Source organism: Phenylobacterium sp. CCH9-H3, assembly GCF_001557235.1.
GTDB lineage: Bacteria > Pseudomonadota > Alphaproteobacteria > Caulobacterales > Caulobacteraceae > Phenylobacterium.
In genome coordinates, this window is the sequence record NZ_LSJI01000233.1 from 1 (window position 1) to 15818 (window position 15818).

At 69.4% G+C, this 15818-nt stretch carries 13 protein-coding genes; 5 read left to right on the forward strand and 8 right to left on the reverse strand.

The genetic code is table 11. From position 1 onward, the window contains the following. The 5 genes from AX721_RS20825 to AX721_RS20845 form a co-directional block, all read right to left on the reverse strand. Positions 1–1497: DUF4153 domain-containing protein (locus AX721_RS20825; RefSeq protein WP_068877898.1), on the reverse strand; the 1497-nt coding region annotated here is incomplete at its 3' end. 108 nt (positions 1498–1605) lie between these two features. Then, entirely contained in the window at positions 1606–3399 is a 1794-nt protein-coding gene (locus AX721_RS20830; RefSeq protein WP_068877899.1) for an NAD(P)/FAD-dependent oxidoreductase, read from the reverse strand. A 91-nt stretch (positions 3400–3490) separates the two neighbouring features. After that, positions 3491–3904 (reverse strand): endonuclease domain-containing protein, encoded by a 414-nt coding sequence (locus tag AX721_RS20835; RefSeq protein ID WP_082765269.1) that lies wholly within the window; start codon positions 3902–3904, stop codon positions 3491–3493. A gap of 138 nt (positions 3905–4042) precedes the next feature. Next, complete coding sequence (locus tag AX721_RS20840) at positions 4043–5332, reverse strand: amidohydrolase (protein ID WP_068877900.1); 1290 nt, start codon at positions 5330–5332, stop codon at positions 4043–4045. An 11-nt stretch (positions 5333–5343) separates the two neighbouring features. Next, the gene (locus AX721_RS20845; RefSeq protein WP_369796605.1) at positions 5344–6432 is read right to left on the reverse strand and encodes an anhydro-N-acetylmuramic acid kinase; all 1089 of its coding nucleotides are present in this window, start codon (positions 6430–6432) and stop codon (positions 5344–5346) included. A gap of 289 nt (positions 6433–6721) precedes the next feature. Here AX721_RS20845 and tyrS point away from each other — a divergent pair, with 289 nt between their 5' ends. The 4 genes from tyrS (at position 6722) to AX721_RS20865 (ending at position 10288) form a co-directional block, all read left to right on the forward strand. Further along, positions 6722–7978, forward strand: a complete 1257-nt coding sequence (gene tyrS, locus AX721_RS20850; protein ID WP_068877902.1) for a tyrosine--tRNA ligase — start codon at positions 6722–6724, stop codon at positions 7976–7978. 158 nt (positions 7979–8136) lie between these two features. Continuing rightward, positions 8137–8598, forward strand: coding sequence for a peroxiredoxin (locus AX721_RS20855; RefSeq protein ID WP_068877903.1), 462 nt, complete (start codon positions 8137–8139; stop codon positions 8596–8598). Between the two features lie 135 nt (positions 8599–8733). Beyond that, positions 8734–9891, forward strand: a complete 1158-nt coding sequence (locus AX721_RS20860; RefSeq protein WP_068877904.1) for a M23 family metallopeptidase — start codon at positions 8734–8736, stop codon at positions 9889–9891. After that, positions 9869–10288: a polymer-forming cytoskeletal protein gene (locus AX721_RS20865; protein WP_068877905.1), complete on the forward strand. Its 420-nt coding sequence runs from the start codon at positions 9869–9871 to the stop codon at positions 10286–10288. The genes AX721_RS20860 and AX721_RS20865 overlap by 23 nt, the downstream gene beginning before the upstream one ends. Here AX721_RS20865 and prfB read toward each other — a convergent pair. The 3 genes from prfB to AX721_RS20880 form a co-directional block, all read right to left on the reverse strand. After that, a protein-coding gene (gene prfB / locus AX721_RS20870) for a peptide chain release factor 2 (protein WP_156467300.1) occupies positions 10289–11399 on the reverse strand; the annotation gives its coding sequence in 2 pieces (ribosomal slippage) (positions 10289–11329 and positions 11331–11399; 1110 coding nt in all). Between the two features lie 64 nt (positions 11400–11463). Beyond that, complete coding sequence (locus AX721_RS20875) at positions 11464–13896, reverse strand: penicillin-binding protein 1A (protein ID WP_231733151.1); 2433 nt, start codon at positions 13894–13896, stop codon at positions 11464–11466. Between the two features lie 84 nt (positions 13897–13980). Beyond that, positions 13981–15192, reverse strand: a complete 1212-nt coding sequence (locus AX721_RS20880; RefSeq protein ID WP_231733150.1) for an N-acetylmuramoyl-L-alanine amidase — start codon at positions 15190–15192, stop codon at positions 13981–13983. 433 nt (positions 15193–15625) lie between these two features. Between AX721_RS20880 and AX721_RS20885 the strand changes: the two genes are divergently transcribed. Then, positions 15626–15818: hypothetical protein (locus AX721_RS20885; protein ID WP_156467301.1), on the forward strand; the 193-nt coding region annotated here is incomplete at its 3' end.

The window sequence follows — 15818 nt, forward strand, 5'->3', positions numbered from 1 at the left end:
GGCGGCGGGCGGGCGAAGGTAGCCGTGGCAATCGCGGCCGCGCGCATCGGGCATCGCCGGCTTCTCATAGATGTTGAGCTCGGCCCAATCGATCCGGCGCGCATCGCGCCACCGCCAGCTCCGCCAGTCCGCCTGGCGCTCGGCCATCTCAGCCATGAGCACGCGGCGCGTGAAGGCCACCCGCTCCAGGAAGGCGGGGTCGTAGGCCCCATGCTCGATCCGGGTGAGCGGGACCGCGGCGGCCCCGCCGAGCGAGCGCATGTAGCAGAGGTCGAGGTTCACGCCGCGACCACCGACCTCCCGGGCATGGCGCACGTTCCAGGCCGCGGCGATGGAGCCCAGGTCGACGACACTGCAGACGGCCAGCACCAGGCCGGCAGCCAGGAGATTGGCGTTGACCAACCAGCCGCCGCTCCTGGCCCGGAGCAGGCGCCAGAAGATCAGGACCAGGCCCAGGGCGACCAGAGCCATCCAGAGGAGGGCCGCGATCCGGGTGCGGGTGAGCGAATAGGCGTCGATATAGTCGAGGGTGCGCAGGGCGGTGGAGGCCACGAGGAAGAGGTTCTGCGCGATCCACAGTCCCACGAGATTCCGGACCACTGGAGACCCGGCGGTGGCCGACCCCGGCCGCAGGAAGACCAGGACGAACGCGCCCGCGAGGATCGCCGTGGCGATCAGAGGATAGGCGCCCCGGTGCGCGTAGTCGGCGAAGGTGACGCCTGGCGGCAGGCCCGCTCCGCCCCAGAGAAAGGCGATATCCAGGGCGTTCTGCACCGCGAAGATGAGGTTGAACACCGCCAGCGAGACGGCGACGGACGCTGTCGTCGCGCCCGGGACGCCAAGGTCGCCGTCCAGCCCGGGAATGCGGAAGGTGCGCCGAAGGCCGCGCGGGCGGAGCACGGCCCAGGCCGTCACGCCGACCAACACCCAGAAGATCAGCCGGGGCGGATCGGGCTCTCCCAGGTAGATGGCGCCCAGTTGCGCCTCGATCACCGGGTTCGCGGCGGCGAACAGGCCGACGAACACCGCCCCGCCGACCAAAGGCAGCGCGGCGCCGGCGATGACCGCGGCGACCTTGACCGGACGGCGGCGGGCGCGAGCCTTCAAGAGACTGCGCAGGTCCAGGGCCGGGCCCAGCAAGGCCTTCAAGCCGCCCGCGACAAGCCGCTGAGCCCAGCGCCAGCCGTCCTCGCCCGCCGGCGCCCGCGGCGCCAGGGCGGCGACCGCCATGGCCAGCACGAACAGGACACAGGTCAGGAGGCTGGCCCGCTCGATCTGGAGCGCCGCCAGGAGGACGGCGGCGGCCAGGGCGACGACGGCCGTCCGATGACGCCGGATCGCGGGGTTGGCGAAGCCGAGCGCCGCGGCCAAGGCCAGGCTGAAGAGGCCGAGGTTCAGTCCAACGCCGGGGGCGCCGACGAACAACAGGTCCGCCGCGGCGGCCAGGCCGAGCGTGAGCGCAACCTTGATCCAGAAGCTCGGAAGCCGCGTCGGCATGCGGGACGTCCCCTTGTTCCGGGATCGTCCTAGAGTGGTGGCGTCGCGCCCTGCCCGAGCCGCCGTGCGCAGGCGGCCCGGTTCATGTGCAGAGTTTGTGCAGAGGACCTAGGGCGTCAGTTCCAGGCCCTTCAGCGACCCTTCGGCGCGCCACTCCTCCAGCACCTTGGTGAAGGCCACCGGACCTGCGCCATAGGAGCCGTTCTTGGCCGTCATGGCCTCGGGCTTGCCCTCGTTGTTGTAGTAGCCGGGCGTGCATTCCTTGAGGAACGCCTCGCGCATGATCGCGAGCTTCACGATGGTGTCCACCCAGGCCTGTTCGGCCTCCTCCGACGGCTCCACCACCCGGGCCTGCCGCTCCATCGCGCTCTTCACGAGATAGGCGATGTGCTTGGACTGCTCGTTGATCATGTGCGGGAAGTTGGCGCTGAAGCCGGACTGCACGTTCGAGACGATGAAGCAGTTGGGGAAGCCGCGCGAGAGCACGCCGTGCAGCGTCTCGGCCCCGTTCTTCCACTTGTCGGTCAGGGTCTGGCCGCCGCGGCCGTACAGCTCGTAGCCCGAGCGGCGGGTGTAGTCGGTGCCGACCTCGAAGCCGGTGGCGTAGATAAGGCAGTCGACCTCGTATGCCTTGCCGTCCACGACGATGGCGTTCTCGGTGATCCGCTCGACGCCTTTGCCCTTGGTGTCGATGAGGTGGACGTTCGGCCGGTTGAAGGTCGTCAGATACTCGTCGTGGAAGCAGGGGCGCTTGCAGAACTGGTTGTACCAGGGCTTCAGCGCCTCGGCCTTGGCGGGATCTTCGACCACCGCATCCACGCGGGCGCGGACCTGCTCCATCTTCTTGAAGTCGGCCAGCTGCATCAGCTCGGCGGGGTTCTCGACCTTCTCGCCGGCCTCGGCCTTCTTGCGGGCCAGGAGCAGGATGTTGCCGATGATGTCGGTCCAGCCGTCGTTGACCAGGTCCTTGTCGGCGAAGCCGCCGGAGACCAGGACGTTGAAGTTGTCCATGCGCTCCTGCTGCCAGCCGGGCTGCAGGCTGGCGGCCCACTCGGGATCGGTGGGGCGGTTGTTGCGCACGTCGATGGACGAGGGAGTGCGCTGGAAGACGTAGAGCTCCTTGGCCCACTCCCCCAGGTGCGGCACGCATTGGACCGCGGTGGCGCCGGTGCCGATGATCCCGACCCGCTTGTCCTTCAGGCCCGTCAGGCCGCCGTTGGAATCGCCGCCCGTGTACTCGTAGTCCCAGCGGCTGGTGTGGAAGCTGTGGCCCTTGAAGCTCTCGACGCCCGGAATGCCCGGCAGCTTCGGCCGATGCAGGGGTCCGTTGGCCATGACCACGAAGCGGGCCCGCAGGGCGTCGCCGCGGTTTGTGGAGACGGTCCAGCGCGCGGCCGCCTCGTCCCAGCGCAGTTCCTTGACCTCGGTCTGGAAGAGCGCGCCCTTGTAGAGGTCGAACTTCTCGCCGATGGCGCGGCTGTGGCGCAGGATCTCGGGCGCGCGGGAGTACTTCTCGACCGGCAGGTAGCCCACCTCCTCCAGCAGCGGCAGGTAGATGTAGCTTTCGATGTCGCAGGCCGCGCCGGGATAGCGGTTCCAGTACCAGGTGCCGCCGAAGTCGCCGCCCTTCTCGATGATGCGGATGTCCTGGACGCCCGCCTCGCGCAGCCGCGCCGCGGCGAGCTGGCCGCCGAAGCCGCCGCCGATCACCACGACCTCGACCGCCTCGTCGATGGGCGCCCGCTCGACCGGCTGGACGTAGGGGTCTTCCAGGTAGTGGGCGAATTGGCCGGCGATCTCGACGTACTGCTCGCTGGCGTCGGCGCGCAGGCGCTTGTCCCGCTCGGCCCGATACTTCTCACGCAGTGCGTTCGGGTCGAAGCCCAGGTCGTCCGCCGCCATCGTCGTCCTCCGCCGTCATGTTATCGGCGTTCAGCCTGCCGAACGAATGTTTGAACGGCAAGAGGGACGTTAGGGCAGCTCATCTGCCCCCTTAGTCCCTCCCCCCTCCGGGGGAGGTGTCGCCGAAGGCGACGGAGGGGGCCCGCGCAACGCCTTCAGTCTCCAGAATGCCGATGATCGTCCCCACCGCATCGTCCACATCCTCCAGGACCGACGATGCGGAGAGCCTGACGGTGCGGACGCCACGCGCCGCCAACCATCGATCCCGGCGCACGTCCCGTTGAGGCTGGTCTCCCAGGCTGTGCGACGCCCCATCAATCTCCACGCACAACATCAGTTCGCGGCAGTAGAAATCCAGCACGTACGGGCCCATGGGATGCTGCCGTCGAAACCGAAAGCCCAAGAGCTTCCGTCCTTTGATGGCGCGCCAGAGCAGTCCTTCCGGCAGGCTGGTGTCGCGACGCAGGCGTCGGGCGACATCGCGCGCGGCGGACGGGGCATGCATGGGGGTGGAACATAACTAGAACATTCTTCGACGTATACCCCCTCAGTCGGCTTCGCCGACAGCTCCCCCGGAGGGGGGAGCGACTATCGGTTTCCCGGCGCCCCTCGGCGCATCAAGCGCGGTTGGGGAGACGCGGAGTCACTTCTTCAGGCCGGCGAGGTAGTCGAGGGCCGTCAGGGCCTGGGCGCGGACGCCGACTTCCATGGCGCCCTCGTCCATCACGTTGAAGAACGGCGAGTGGTTCACGCCCTTCGGGAAGCCGATGCCCAGGTCGTAGAACAGGCCGGGGATCTTCTGCTGGTAGTACGAGAAGTCCTCGGCGCCGGTGATGAAGTCGATGTCGTCCTTGATCTTGCCCTGGGCGGCGCGGCCGAGGGTGGGTTTCATCTTGGCGGTCAGCGCCGGGTCGTTGCTGGTGACCGGATTGGGCGTGTTCCAGACCACCTCGCCCTTGCCGCCGTAGCGGGTGGCGATCGAGTCCACCGTCTTCTCGATGCGGGCGATGATGTCCTTGCGCAGGGCCGGATCGAAGGTGCGCAGCGTGCCGCCCAGGGTCATGTCGTCGGGGATGATGTTGCCGCGGACGCCGCCGTGCACCGTGGCGACGGTCAGGATGGTCGGCGTGCGGGTCACGTTGATCTGGCGCGCGGCGATCTGGTTGAAGGCCAGGACGATCTCGGCCTGCATCGAGGCGATGTCGATGCCGGCCGACGGGTTGGCGCCGTGGGTCTGCTTGCCCTTCAGCTTGATCTCGTAGCCGTCGGAGCCCGCCATCATCGGTCCGGAGCGCCAGACCAGCGAGCCGGGCTCGCCCGGGATCACGTGCAGGCCGAACACCGCGCTGGGCGCCGGATTGGCCAGGGCGCCTTCCTTGATCATCAGGGGCGCGCCGCCCTCCTCGCCCGCAGGCGGTCCCTCCTCGGCGGGCTGGAACAGGAAGACGACCGTGCCGGGGATCTGGTCCCTCATGCTGGCCAGCACCTCGGCCGCGCCCATCAGGATCGCCACGTGGGCGTCGTGGCCGCAGGCGTGCATCACGCCGACCTCCGCGCCGTTGTAGGTGGCCCTCACCTTCGAGGCGAAGGGCACGCCGGTCTGCTCGGCCACCGGCAGGGCGTCCATGTCGGCCCGCAGCGCCACCACCCCGCCGGGCCTGCCGCCCTTCAGCACGCCGACCACGCCGGTCTTGGCGACGCCGGTGCGGACCTCGATGCCGAGCTTCTTCAGGTGCGCGGCCACCAGCGCGGCGGTGCGGACCTCGTTGTTGCCCAGTTCGGGATGCTCGTGGATGTCCCGCCGCCACTCGACGACCTTGGGCTGGACCGCCTTGGCCTTGGCGAAGACCGCCTTATCGAAACCCTGGGCCGCGGCGGGCGCCGAGAGGGCCAGCGCAATGGCGGCGCCGGCGATCCAACGAAGCTTGCGCATGAACTTTCCCCTCAAGGCCTGACGATACGCCCGCCGGTCATGGCCTGCGGAACGCCGGTGGTTTTCGGAAACGAGATGGGCAGGCCGCGGAACGTGCGGGCCGCCAGATAGGCGAAGGCCTCGGCCTCGATGGAATCGCCCCGCCAGCCGTGGTCCTCAGCGGTCTTCACCGGCATGGGCAGCCGCTCGGCCAGGGCCTTCATGATCTCGGGATTGTGCCGACCGCCTCCGGTGACGATCACCTCGGTCGGCGCTGCGCCCATCATCTCGAAGCCGGCCTTCACGGCCTCGGCGGTGAAGGCCACGAGCGTGGCGGCGGCGTCTTCGAGCTGAAGCGGCTCCAGCGGCTCCAGCGAGAAGTCGAAGCGGTCCAGGGATTTCGGCGGCGGCGCCTCGAAATAGGGATGGGCCAGCAGGGCCCGCACGACGCCCTCGTCCGCCCGGCCGACGCTGGCGTACTTGCCGCCCGCGTCGTAGCGGCCGGCGCCCCGCGCCTGGACCAGAAGGTCGATCATCCCGTTGCCGGGGCCGGTGTCGAAGGCCGCGATCTCCTCCCCGCCGGTCCAGAAGGTGACGTTCGCCACCCCGCCGACATTCAGCACCGCCAGCGGCGGCTGCAGCCCCGAGGCCTTAGCCCGGGCCAGGTGGTAGATCGGCGCCAGCGGCGCGCCCTGCCCGCCCGCGGCCACGTCGGCCGTGCGGAAGTCGTAGGCGACCGGGCGCCCCGTCAACCTGGCCAGCATGGCGGCGTCGCCCAGCTGCACCGTCCGGCCCGGCGCGCCCTCGCGCGGCCGCTCGTGCAGGACCGTCTGGCCATGCATGCCGATCAGGTCGATGTCGGGCCACGACAGATCGTTGGCCTGGAGAAAGGCCTCGGCGGCGGAGAAGTGCTCCTCGGCCACCATCTCGGCGGCATGGGGAAAGATCGTCGGCGGCGGCGTCCCGCGTTCCCACTTCAAGGCTTGCTGCGTCGCCTCCAGCAGCACGTTGCGCGTGGCGTCGGTGAGCTTGCGTTCGCCCGCCGGGCCGAACGCCTGGATCGCCTCGCCGTCGGTCTCCAGGACCGCCATGTCCACGGCGTCCAGCGAGGTCCCGGTCATGAATCCCAGCACGAGCATGACCGTTGACTGCCATGTCCGCGAACGGGTAGCTAGCCGCCATGATCGGTCCCGCCGCCCGCACCGGCCGCTATTACCGCCTGCCCCTCTAGCAGGCGACCGATCCGACGCGCCTGCCCTCCCCGGCCGGCGCTTTCCGAACATCCCGCGATGGAACGCCGGCCTCCCTCATCCCAAGGAGCCTGCCATGTCCCTCGAAATCCTCGCCGCGCCCGTGCTAGAGCGCGGCCCACTCACTGAAGACCGCCCCGCCGCAGGGATTCCGCCGCCGATGACCGACACCGCGTTCAAGTCCGACTTCCTGAAGGTGCTGCAGGAGCGCGGCTACATCCATCAGGTCACGCACCCGGCCGAGCTGGACGAGGCGGCGGCCAAGGGCGTGATCACCGCCTACATCGGCTTCGACGCCACCGCCGCCTCGCTGCACGTGGGCTCGCTGATCCAGATCATGATGCTGCGCCGGCTGCAGCAAAGCGGGCACAAGCCCATCGTCCTTATGGGTGGCGGGACCACCAAGATCGGGGATCCGACCGACAAGGACCAGTCGCGCCCGCTGCTGACCGAGGCCCAGATCCAGGCCAACATCGCCTCGATCAAGACAGTGTTCGCCAAGTTCCTGACCTTCGGCGACGGGCCCACCGACGCGATCATGGTCGACAACGACGACTGGCTCTCGACGTACGGCTACGTCGACTTCCTGCGCGAGTTCGGGGTGCACTTCACGGTCAACCGGATGCTGGCGTTCGAAAGCGTCAAGCAGCGGCTGGAACGCGAACAGCCGATGACGTTCCTCGAGTTCAACTACATGCTGATGCAGTCGGTGGACTTCCTGGAACTGGAGCGCCGCAACGGCTGCGTGCTGCAGATGGGCGGCTCGGACCAGTGGGGGAACATCGTCAACGGGGTGGAGCTGATCCGCCGCGTCGACGCCAAGCCCGCCTTCGGCCTGACGACGCCCCTGCTCTCCACGGCGTCCGGGCAGAAGATGGGCAAGACGGTGGGCGGGGCCGTGTGGCTGAACGCCGACATGCGCAGCCCCTACGACTACTGGCAGTTCTGGCGGAACACCGAGGACGCCGACGTGGGCCGCTTCATGAAGCTGTTCACGGACCTGCCGCTGGACGAGATCGCCCGCCTGGAGGCTCTGCCGGGCGCCGAAATCAACGAGGCCAAGAAGGTGCTGGCGAACGCGGCGACGACGATGCTGCACGGGGCCGAGGCCGCGGCGACCGCGGAGGCGGCCGCCAAGGCCGCCTTCGAGGAGGGCCGGGTCTCCGGCGACCTGCCCACCCACGAGGTCCCCAAGGCCGACCTGGACGCGGGCCTCCAGCTCGCGGGCCTGGCCGCCGATGCCGGCCTGGCCGGCTCCAAGGGCGAGGCCCGTCGCCTCGCCCAGGGCGGCGGCCTGCGCGTCAACGACAAGGCCGAGCCGGACGCCAACCGCGTGCTGACCTCGGCCGACCTGGTGGACGGCGTCGTGAAGCTGGCGGCGGGGAAGAAGAAGATCGTACTGGTGAGGCCTGTCTAGCGCCTGTCCCTCCCTTGATGGGGAGGGACAGGCCGCGCCAGCGGCCAGGGCGAGGATGTAGGGGCCGGAACGCAGGCGTGGAGGAGGATCGCACTCCCTCACCCTGCTGGCCTCCGGCGAGCTGTCCCTCCCCATCAAGGGAGGGAAGAGGAGCGACAATGACCGACGTGACCGAAGGCGCGCCCGCGCCGGACTTCGATCTCGAAACCGCGGACGGCCGGGTCAGGCTCGCGGACTTCGCCGGCAAGACCGTGGTGCTCTACTTCTACCCCAAGGACGACACCGCCGGCTGCACCAAGGAGGCCCAGGACTTCACCGCCCTGGCCCCCGAGTTCGCCAAGGCGGGCGTCACCGTGATCGGCGTCTCCAAGGACACGGTCGCCAAACACCGGAAGTTCACCGCCAAGTACGACCTGACCATCCCGCTGGGCTCCGACCCCGAAGGCGAAGTGATCGAGCGCTATGGCTCCTGGGTCGAGAAGAGCCTCTACGGCCGCAAGTACATGGGCATCGACCGGTCCACCTTCCTGATCCGGGACGGCAAGCTGGTGAAGGCCTGGCGCAAGGTGAAGGTGCCTGGCCACGCCCAGCAGGTGCTGGACGCTGCGCGCGGTTTGTGACGGCAATCAGCGATAATCGATAAACCTGTGCGGCCCCTGGTCGCTTCGGGGCGGAACATCCTTCGAACCGCTTGCTTGTCGAAAAAAAGTCGTCGCATATCGCCAGCACCGAAAGGTTGGGGACTTCCGGCACGCATGCAACGTCTGGCGCAGCTCGGCCGCTCGCTCGTAGGGCTGTTCCCGGAACGGCATCTCTACGTCCGCTCCGGCGGGGCCATGAAGGCCTTCGTTCTCACCACCAGGAAGCAGTTGGTCATCGCCGGCGGCGTCGCCACGGGCGCCCTCTGGATGGGTGTCTGCACGGCGGCGATGCTGGTCAACCTCTTGTCCGCATCGGCCGCCGACCGCGAGATCGCCAAGCTCAAGGCGCAGTCCGAGCGCTACGTCGCCGACCGCCAGGCCCGGCTGGACAGCGCCATGGCCCGGCTGAACGCGGCCTCGGGCTCGAACCAGGACGCCGCCGCCGCGATCGAGAAGCGCCACGCCGCCCTCGCCCTGCTGCTCACCGACATGAAGGGCGCGCCCGGCGCGGCCGAGGCCCTGACGCCCGCCATCAACCGCGCGCTCGCGAGCGGCGACACCAACCCGGTCCGCCGGGTCGAGATGGTGCGCATCGGCCAGGAACAACTCCTGGAGGCGGCCGATGGCTTCGCCAAGGGGCGCGCCGACCGGCTGCGTCTGGCGTTCCGCATGGCCGGCCTGTCGCCGACGTCTTTCGTGGATCGCTCCAATTCCCTCGGCGGCCCGCTGATCGAGTCCAAGGATCCCAGCGCCCTGGCGGCGGTGCTGGACGTGGACGAGGATTTCGCCATGCGCATCCAGCGCGCGGCCCGCGACCTCTCCGAAGCCAAGGCGCTGGGCGATGCGGCGGAAGACCTGCCCCTGGCCCGCCCGACCGCGTCCGGCCAGCAGACCAGCGGCTTCGGCGTCCGGTTCGATCCCTTCACCCGCCGGCCGGCCTATCACTCGGGGCTGGACTTCAACGGCGGCCACGCCACGCCGATCTATTCGACCGGCCCCGGCGTCGTCTCGTTCACCGGCCAGCGCTCCGGCTACGGCAACGTCGTCGAGATCGACCACGGCCGCGGCCTCAAGACCCGCTACGCCCACCTCTCCGGTTTCGCGGTCCAGCGCGGCCAGCGCGTAGCGGTTGGGCAGAGGATCGCTTCCATGGGCTCGACGGGCCGTTCGACTGGGACCCACCTGCACTATGAGGTATGGGTCAACGGTCGGGCCCAGAACCCGGGCCGCTTCCTGAAGGCCGGGCAGTATGTTCTCCAAGCCACAGAATAAGGGCGCCGCGGCGCCCTCCGACCCCTCTCCCGCGCGCAAGCTGACCGTCGCGTCCCTGGTCGCCGAAGGGGTGCGCCTCCAGGGCGACCTCTCGACGGAAGGCGATCTGCATCTCGATGGCGCCGTCGAGGGCGACATCCGCGTGAACCACATGACCATCGGCGAGGCCGGCGTCGTGACCGGCACGATCCTGGCCGACAGCATCGAGGTGCGCGGCCGGGTCACCGGCACCATCTGCGCCCGGCAGGTCCGCCTCTGGGCCACCGCCCACGTGGACGGCGACATCAGCCACACGGAACTGGCCATCGAAGCCGGCGCCCACTTCGAAGGCCGCAGCCTGGCCCTGGTCCGGCCCGCCGAGGAGACCCCTGCCCTCAGCGTGGTGGCGGCGGAGTAGCTACTCCCGCGTCGCGCCCACGCGCTGGGCCAGGGCGGCGCCCATGAAGCGGTCGAGGTCGCCGTCGAGGACGCCGTCGGTGTCGCTGGTCTCCACGTCGGTGCGCAGGTCCTTGACCATCTGGTACGGCTGCAGGACATAGCTGCGGATCTGGTGACCCCAGCCGATGTCGGTCTTCTGGTCCTCGATCGCCGCCTGGGCCGCCTCCCGCTTCTCCAGCTCGGCCTCGTAGAGGCGGGCCTTCAGCATCTTCCAGGCCTGGTCGCGGTTCTGGTGCTGCGAGCGCTGGTTCTGACAGGCGACGACGATGCCCGTGGGGATGTGCGTCAGGCGCACCGCCGAGTCGGTCTTGTTCACGTGCTGGCCGCCGGCGCCCGAGGCGCGGTAGGTGTCCGTGCGCACGTCGGCGGGGTTGATCTCGATCTCGATGGTGTCGTCCACCACCGGATAGACCCAGACCGAGGCGAAGCTCGTATGCCGCTTGGCGGCGGCGTCGAAGGGCGAGATCCGGACCAGGCGGTGGACCCCCGCCTCGGTCTTCAGCCAGCCATAGGCGTTGGGGCCCTTCACCTGCAGCGTCACGGACTTGATGCCCGCCTGTTCGCCGGAGGTCTCTTCCAGGAAATCCACCTCCATGCCGTGGGCGTTGGCCCAGCGGGTGTACATGCGCAGCAGCATGCCGGCCCAGTCGTTGGACTCGGTGCCGCCGGCCCCGGAGTTGATTTCCACGAAGGCGTCGTTGCCGTCCGCCTCGCCCGAGAGCAGGGCTTCCAGCTCGGCGCGGCTGGCGCGCTCCTTGATGGCGCGGAGCTGGGCGGTGGCTTCCTGGAAGCTGGCCTCGTCGCCCTCCTCCTCGGCCATCTCGGCGTAGCCGACGGCGTCGGCGAGGTCGCGTTCCAGCGACTGGACGGCCTCCACCTGGGCGGACAGCCGCGAGCGCTCCCGCGAGACGGCCTGGGCCTCGGCGGGCTTGTCCCAGAGGGTCGGGTCCTCGACCCGGGCGTTCAGTTCGTCGAGTTTACGGAGGGCCGGTTCCCAGTCAAAGACGCCTCCTGAGCAGTTCGATCGACTGCTCGATGTCGGCCTTGGCGGCCTCGACATCCGCTCTCATGGAGAGACTCCCAAAAATCCAGAGCGGCGGGCTCTAGCCCGCGCCGGCGCACAACACAAGAAACTCAGAACAGGTCGGACAGGTCGTCCTTCTTCTTCGGCGGCGGCGCCTGGGGCGCGACCGCGGCGGCCGCGTTGGGGGCGCCGGTGACATTGCCGTCGCCGAAGACCTGATTGTAGGGCTGCGGGCCCGCCGGCACGCCCGCCGCGCCCAGCCCCAGCGTCGAGGCCTGGGGTTCGGTTCCAGGCCGGAAGGCTTCGCGGATGCCGCGGATCATGGCGTACTTGGCGTTGGCGGGGGCCTTGAACGGTTCCGCCGGCTTGTCCTTCAGGGCCTGCCCCATGAAGTCGACGAAGATCGGCACGGCGGCCACGCTGCCGGTCTCGTTGTTGCCGAGGCTGCGGTTGTCGTCGAAGCCGATGTAGACCCCCACGACCAGGTGCGGCGAGAAGCCCATGAACCAGGCCGACCGGTAGTCGTTGGTCGTGCCGGTCTTGCCGCCCAGGGGCTTGCCGATGGACGACGCCTGAGTCGCCGTGCCCCGCTGGACCACCCCCTCCAGCATGGAGGTGATCTGGTAGGCGGTGATCGGGTCCATGACCTGGTCGCCCGTCCGCGGGATGCGCGGGCTCTCGTCGCCCGAGAACCCGGCGGTGCAGCGGTCGCACTGCCGCCGGTCGGCGCGCCAGATGACCTTGCCGTTGCGGTCCTCGACCACCTCGATCAGGTGCGGCTGCACCAGCTTGCCGCCGTTGACGAAGGTCGAATAGGCCGCGGCCATCCGGTAGGTGGTGGTCTCGCCCGACCCCAGGGCCATGGCCAGGACCTTGTCCATCTTCTTGGTCACGCCCAGGCGTTCGGCCAGGCCCGCGATCTTGGTCATGCCGACGCTCTGCGCCAGGCGCACGGTCATGGTGTTGCGCGACAGCTCCAGCCCTTTGCGCAGGGTGAGCGCGCCGTAGTAGTCGCGGCTGTAGTTCTCGGGGCTCCAGTCCTTGCCGCCATAGCCCCTGAGCGTGATCGGCGCGTCGAGCACCGTGCTCGCCGGGGTATAGCCGCTCTCCAGCGCCGCCGCGTAGACGATCGGCTTGAACGACGAGCCCGGCTGGCGCAGCGCCTGGGTGGCGCGGTTGAAGCTGGACAGCGAGAAGGAGTAGCCGCCGACCATCGCCACCACCCGGCCGGAATAGGGCTCCATGGCCACCAGGGCGCCGTTCACCGCCGGCACCTGCTTCAGGCGGAAGCCGCCGCCTTCCTTGTTGGGCTCGACGAACACCAGGTCGCCCGTGCCGATGCCCTTGCCCGCGCGGGCCCACGAGACGTCCTGGCCGGCCAGATTGCCCGTGCTGCCGTCCACCGTGCGCACCTCGACGGCCCCGCCGGCGACGCTGGTCACCACGGCGCGCTTCCACTCCTGGCGTTCGCGCGGCTTGACGGTCTTGCGGGCGATGTCTTCCCAGCCCTGCAGCGTGGTGACGTGGCCGAAGGCGCCGCGCCAGCCGTGGCGGCGGTCGTAGGTCTCCAGCCCCTTCATCAGCGCCAGCTTGGCCGCGCTCTGGAGCTGCGGATCCAGGGTCGTGCGCATGTAGTAGCCGCCGGCGTTCAGCCGCTCGTCGCCCAGTTCCTTCATGTTGAGGGCGATGCGGCGCACCTCCTCGACGAAGTAGTCCGCGTCCCGGTACTGCGAGCGGGTCGGCGCGGGCTGCACGACCAGGTCCTCGGCCATCGCCGCCTTGGCCTCGGCGCGGGTCACCCAGCCCAAGTCGGCCATCTGGTCGATCACCCAGTTGCGGCGCGCGATCGCCTGGGCCTTGCGGCGCATCGGATGATAGTTGTCGGGCCCCTTCGGCAGGGCGGCGAGGTAGGCGCTCTCGGCCAGGGTCAGCTCGCTGAGCGACTTGCCGAAGTAGTTGTAGGCGGCCGCGCCCACGCCGTACGAGCGGTAGCCGAGCCAGATCTCGTTCATATAGAGCTCGAGGATCCGCTCCTTGGAGAGCGTCTGTTCGAGCTGGGAGGCCAGGATCGCCTCCTTGAGCTTGCGCCCGATGGTCTGGTCGCTGGTCAGCAGGATGTTCTTGGCCACCTGCTGGGTGATGGTCGAGCCGCCCTCCAGCCGACGGCCCTGGGCCAGGTTGATGACGTTCTTGACCATGGCGCGGCCGAAGCCGCCCACGTCGACGCCGCCATGCTGGAAGAAGCCGTGGTCCTCGGCGGCCAGGAACGCCTGGGCCGTCTGGGCGGGGATCGCGTCGTAGGGCACGAAGATGCGCCGCTCGCGCGAGAACTCGCCGATCAGCGTGCCATCCCAGGCATAGGCGCGGGTCGCCGTGGCGGGATGATAGTCAACCAGGTCACCCGCGTCGGGCATGTCGTGGAACAGCCAGGCGGCATAGACGCCGACCGCCACCGCGGCCGCGGCGACGAAGCTGAGGGCCGCCACGCCCACGATGCCGAGCCACCGCGACGGCGGACGGCCGGGCGCGAGGGGCGGGTTCAACTGAGACTGGCCGGGCGGGCGCTCCACCGGCCGTGGTCTAAACTGTGTTGGGGCGGGCGCCAACGCCCGGACGACGCGCCTGCGTCAGCGCGACGCGAGCTTCACCTGTTCGCCGAAGTGGGCGTCGATGGCGTTGGTGACGGCGCGCATCAACCGGGTGCGGGCGGCGGGGTCGCGCAGCCGCGCCTCGTCGTCGGGGTTGTTGACGAAGCCCATCTCCAGCAGCACCGCCGGCACGTCGGGAGCCAGCAGGACCATGAACCCCGCGTCGCGGTGGCTGCGGCGCAGCAGCGGCGCCTTGCCCTCGATGTTGGCCACCAGCGTCTGGGCGAACACCGCCGAACGGTTTCGCGTAGCCCGTTGCGTGAGGTCGAACAGGATGTCGCGCACGCCCTGGTCGCCGCTGAGGCTGGCCTTCATGAACCAGTCGTCGCGGCTGACGAACTTGGTCGCGCGGGCGGAGGCCTTGTCCGACAGGGTGTAGACGCTGGCGCCCTTGAGGTTGGTCTCGGGCGCCGAGTCGGAGTGCAGCGAGATGAAGAGGTCGGCGCCCGCGCGCTGGGCCACCCGGACGCGGTCCTCCAGCGGGACGTAGACGTCGGACGTGCGGGTCATCACCACCTTGTAGCGGCCGGTGCGGTTCAGCTGTTCCGCCAGGGTGAGCGCCGCGGCCAGGTTGACGTCCTTCTCCACCCCGTTGGCGCCCTGGGCCCCGATGTCGCGGCCGCCGTGGCCGGCGTCGATCACCACCACCTTCTTGAGCGGCAGGGCCGGCTTCTTCACCGGCAGGAACTGGGTGCGGATCTGGGCGGGCGGGTTGACGGCCTTGGTCGAGGTGACCACGGCGCCGGGGGCGGCGGCGGCCACATCGATCACATAGCGATAGTTGGCCACGCCGTCGGCGGGCGGCAGCAGGAAGCGACGCTTCAGCCGGGCGTCGCCGGCGAGTTCGAGTTGAAGCCGGGCCCCGCCCTGGGCCTGGTCCACCGTCCAGGCGCGGACCACGCCCCGCCCGGCGCCCTGCTGGGTCTGGCCGGCGATGACGTTGGGCAGCATGACCACGACCCGGCGGTCGGTAGAGCCGTCCGAGACGACCTTGGCGCTGGTGGCGCCGTCCAGCTCGATCACCAGGCGGGTCTCGGCGGAATCACCGCCCATGCGCACCTTGATCAGCCCCGCGGTCTCGGTGGCGGCGTGTCCCACGGCGAAGGCTGCAAGCCCGACGGCCACGGCGCAGGAGGCGGCGATCATGCGCCCCCGCCCGTTCATCACCGCGCCCTTGAGCCGCCCCAACATGCTAAAGCCCCGAAAACACGGAGATTCGCGTCGCGCGAACCGATCACCCATATAGCCCCCGACCTCGTAGACAAAGGGTTAACGAGGTCTTGCCGCCATCAACGATAGCGTGAGCACGCGCTTTCCTTTTGACGGCTGGTGTTGCAATGTCCCGCCGCGCGACGTCGGAGCGCCCGTTCCGGGCCCGAACGCCACGCGACAAAACCAAGCCGGCGTCGGCTTCGACCGAGTACTCGGTGGCGACGCATCCTCCGATCCGCATCCTTCGGGACGCGCCTAGGAACACACCCGATGAGCTGCGCAGCTCGAGCCACATCTGGCCCCAAGGCCTCCCGAACCGCCGTTTCCGGCGCGTTCGCGGCCTACGCGCGCGCTCGTCCCATTTGCCGGCAGCGCCCGGGCCACGTAGCCCCCGCGCGCCGCGGAGAAACTAATGTCCAAGACTATGTTGATCGACGCAGCCCACGCGGAAGAGACGCGTGTGGTGGTCGTCGACGGGAACCGCGTTGAAGAGTTCGATTTCGAGAGCCAGAACCGAAAGCAGCTTCGAGGGAATATCTATCTCGCCAAGGTGACGCGCGTTGAGCCGTCGCTGCAGGCGGCCTTCGTCGAATATGGCGGCAACC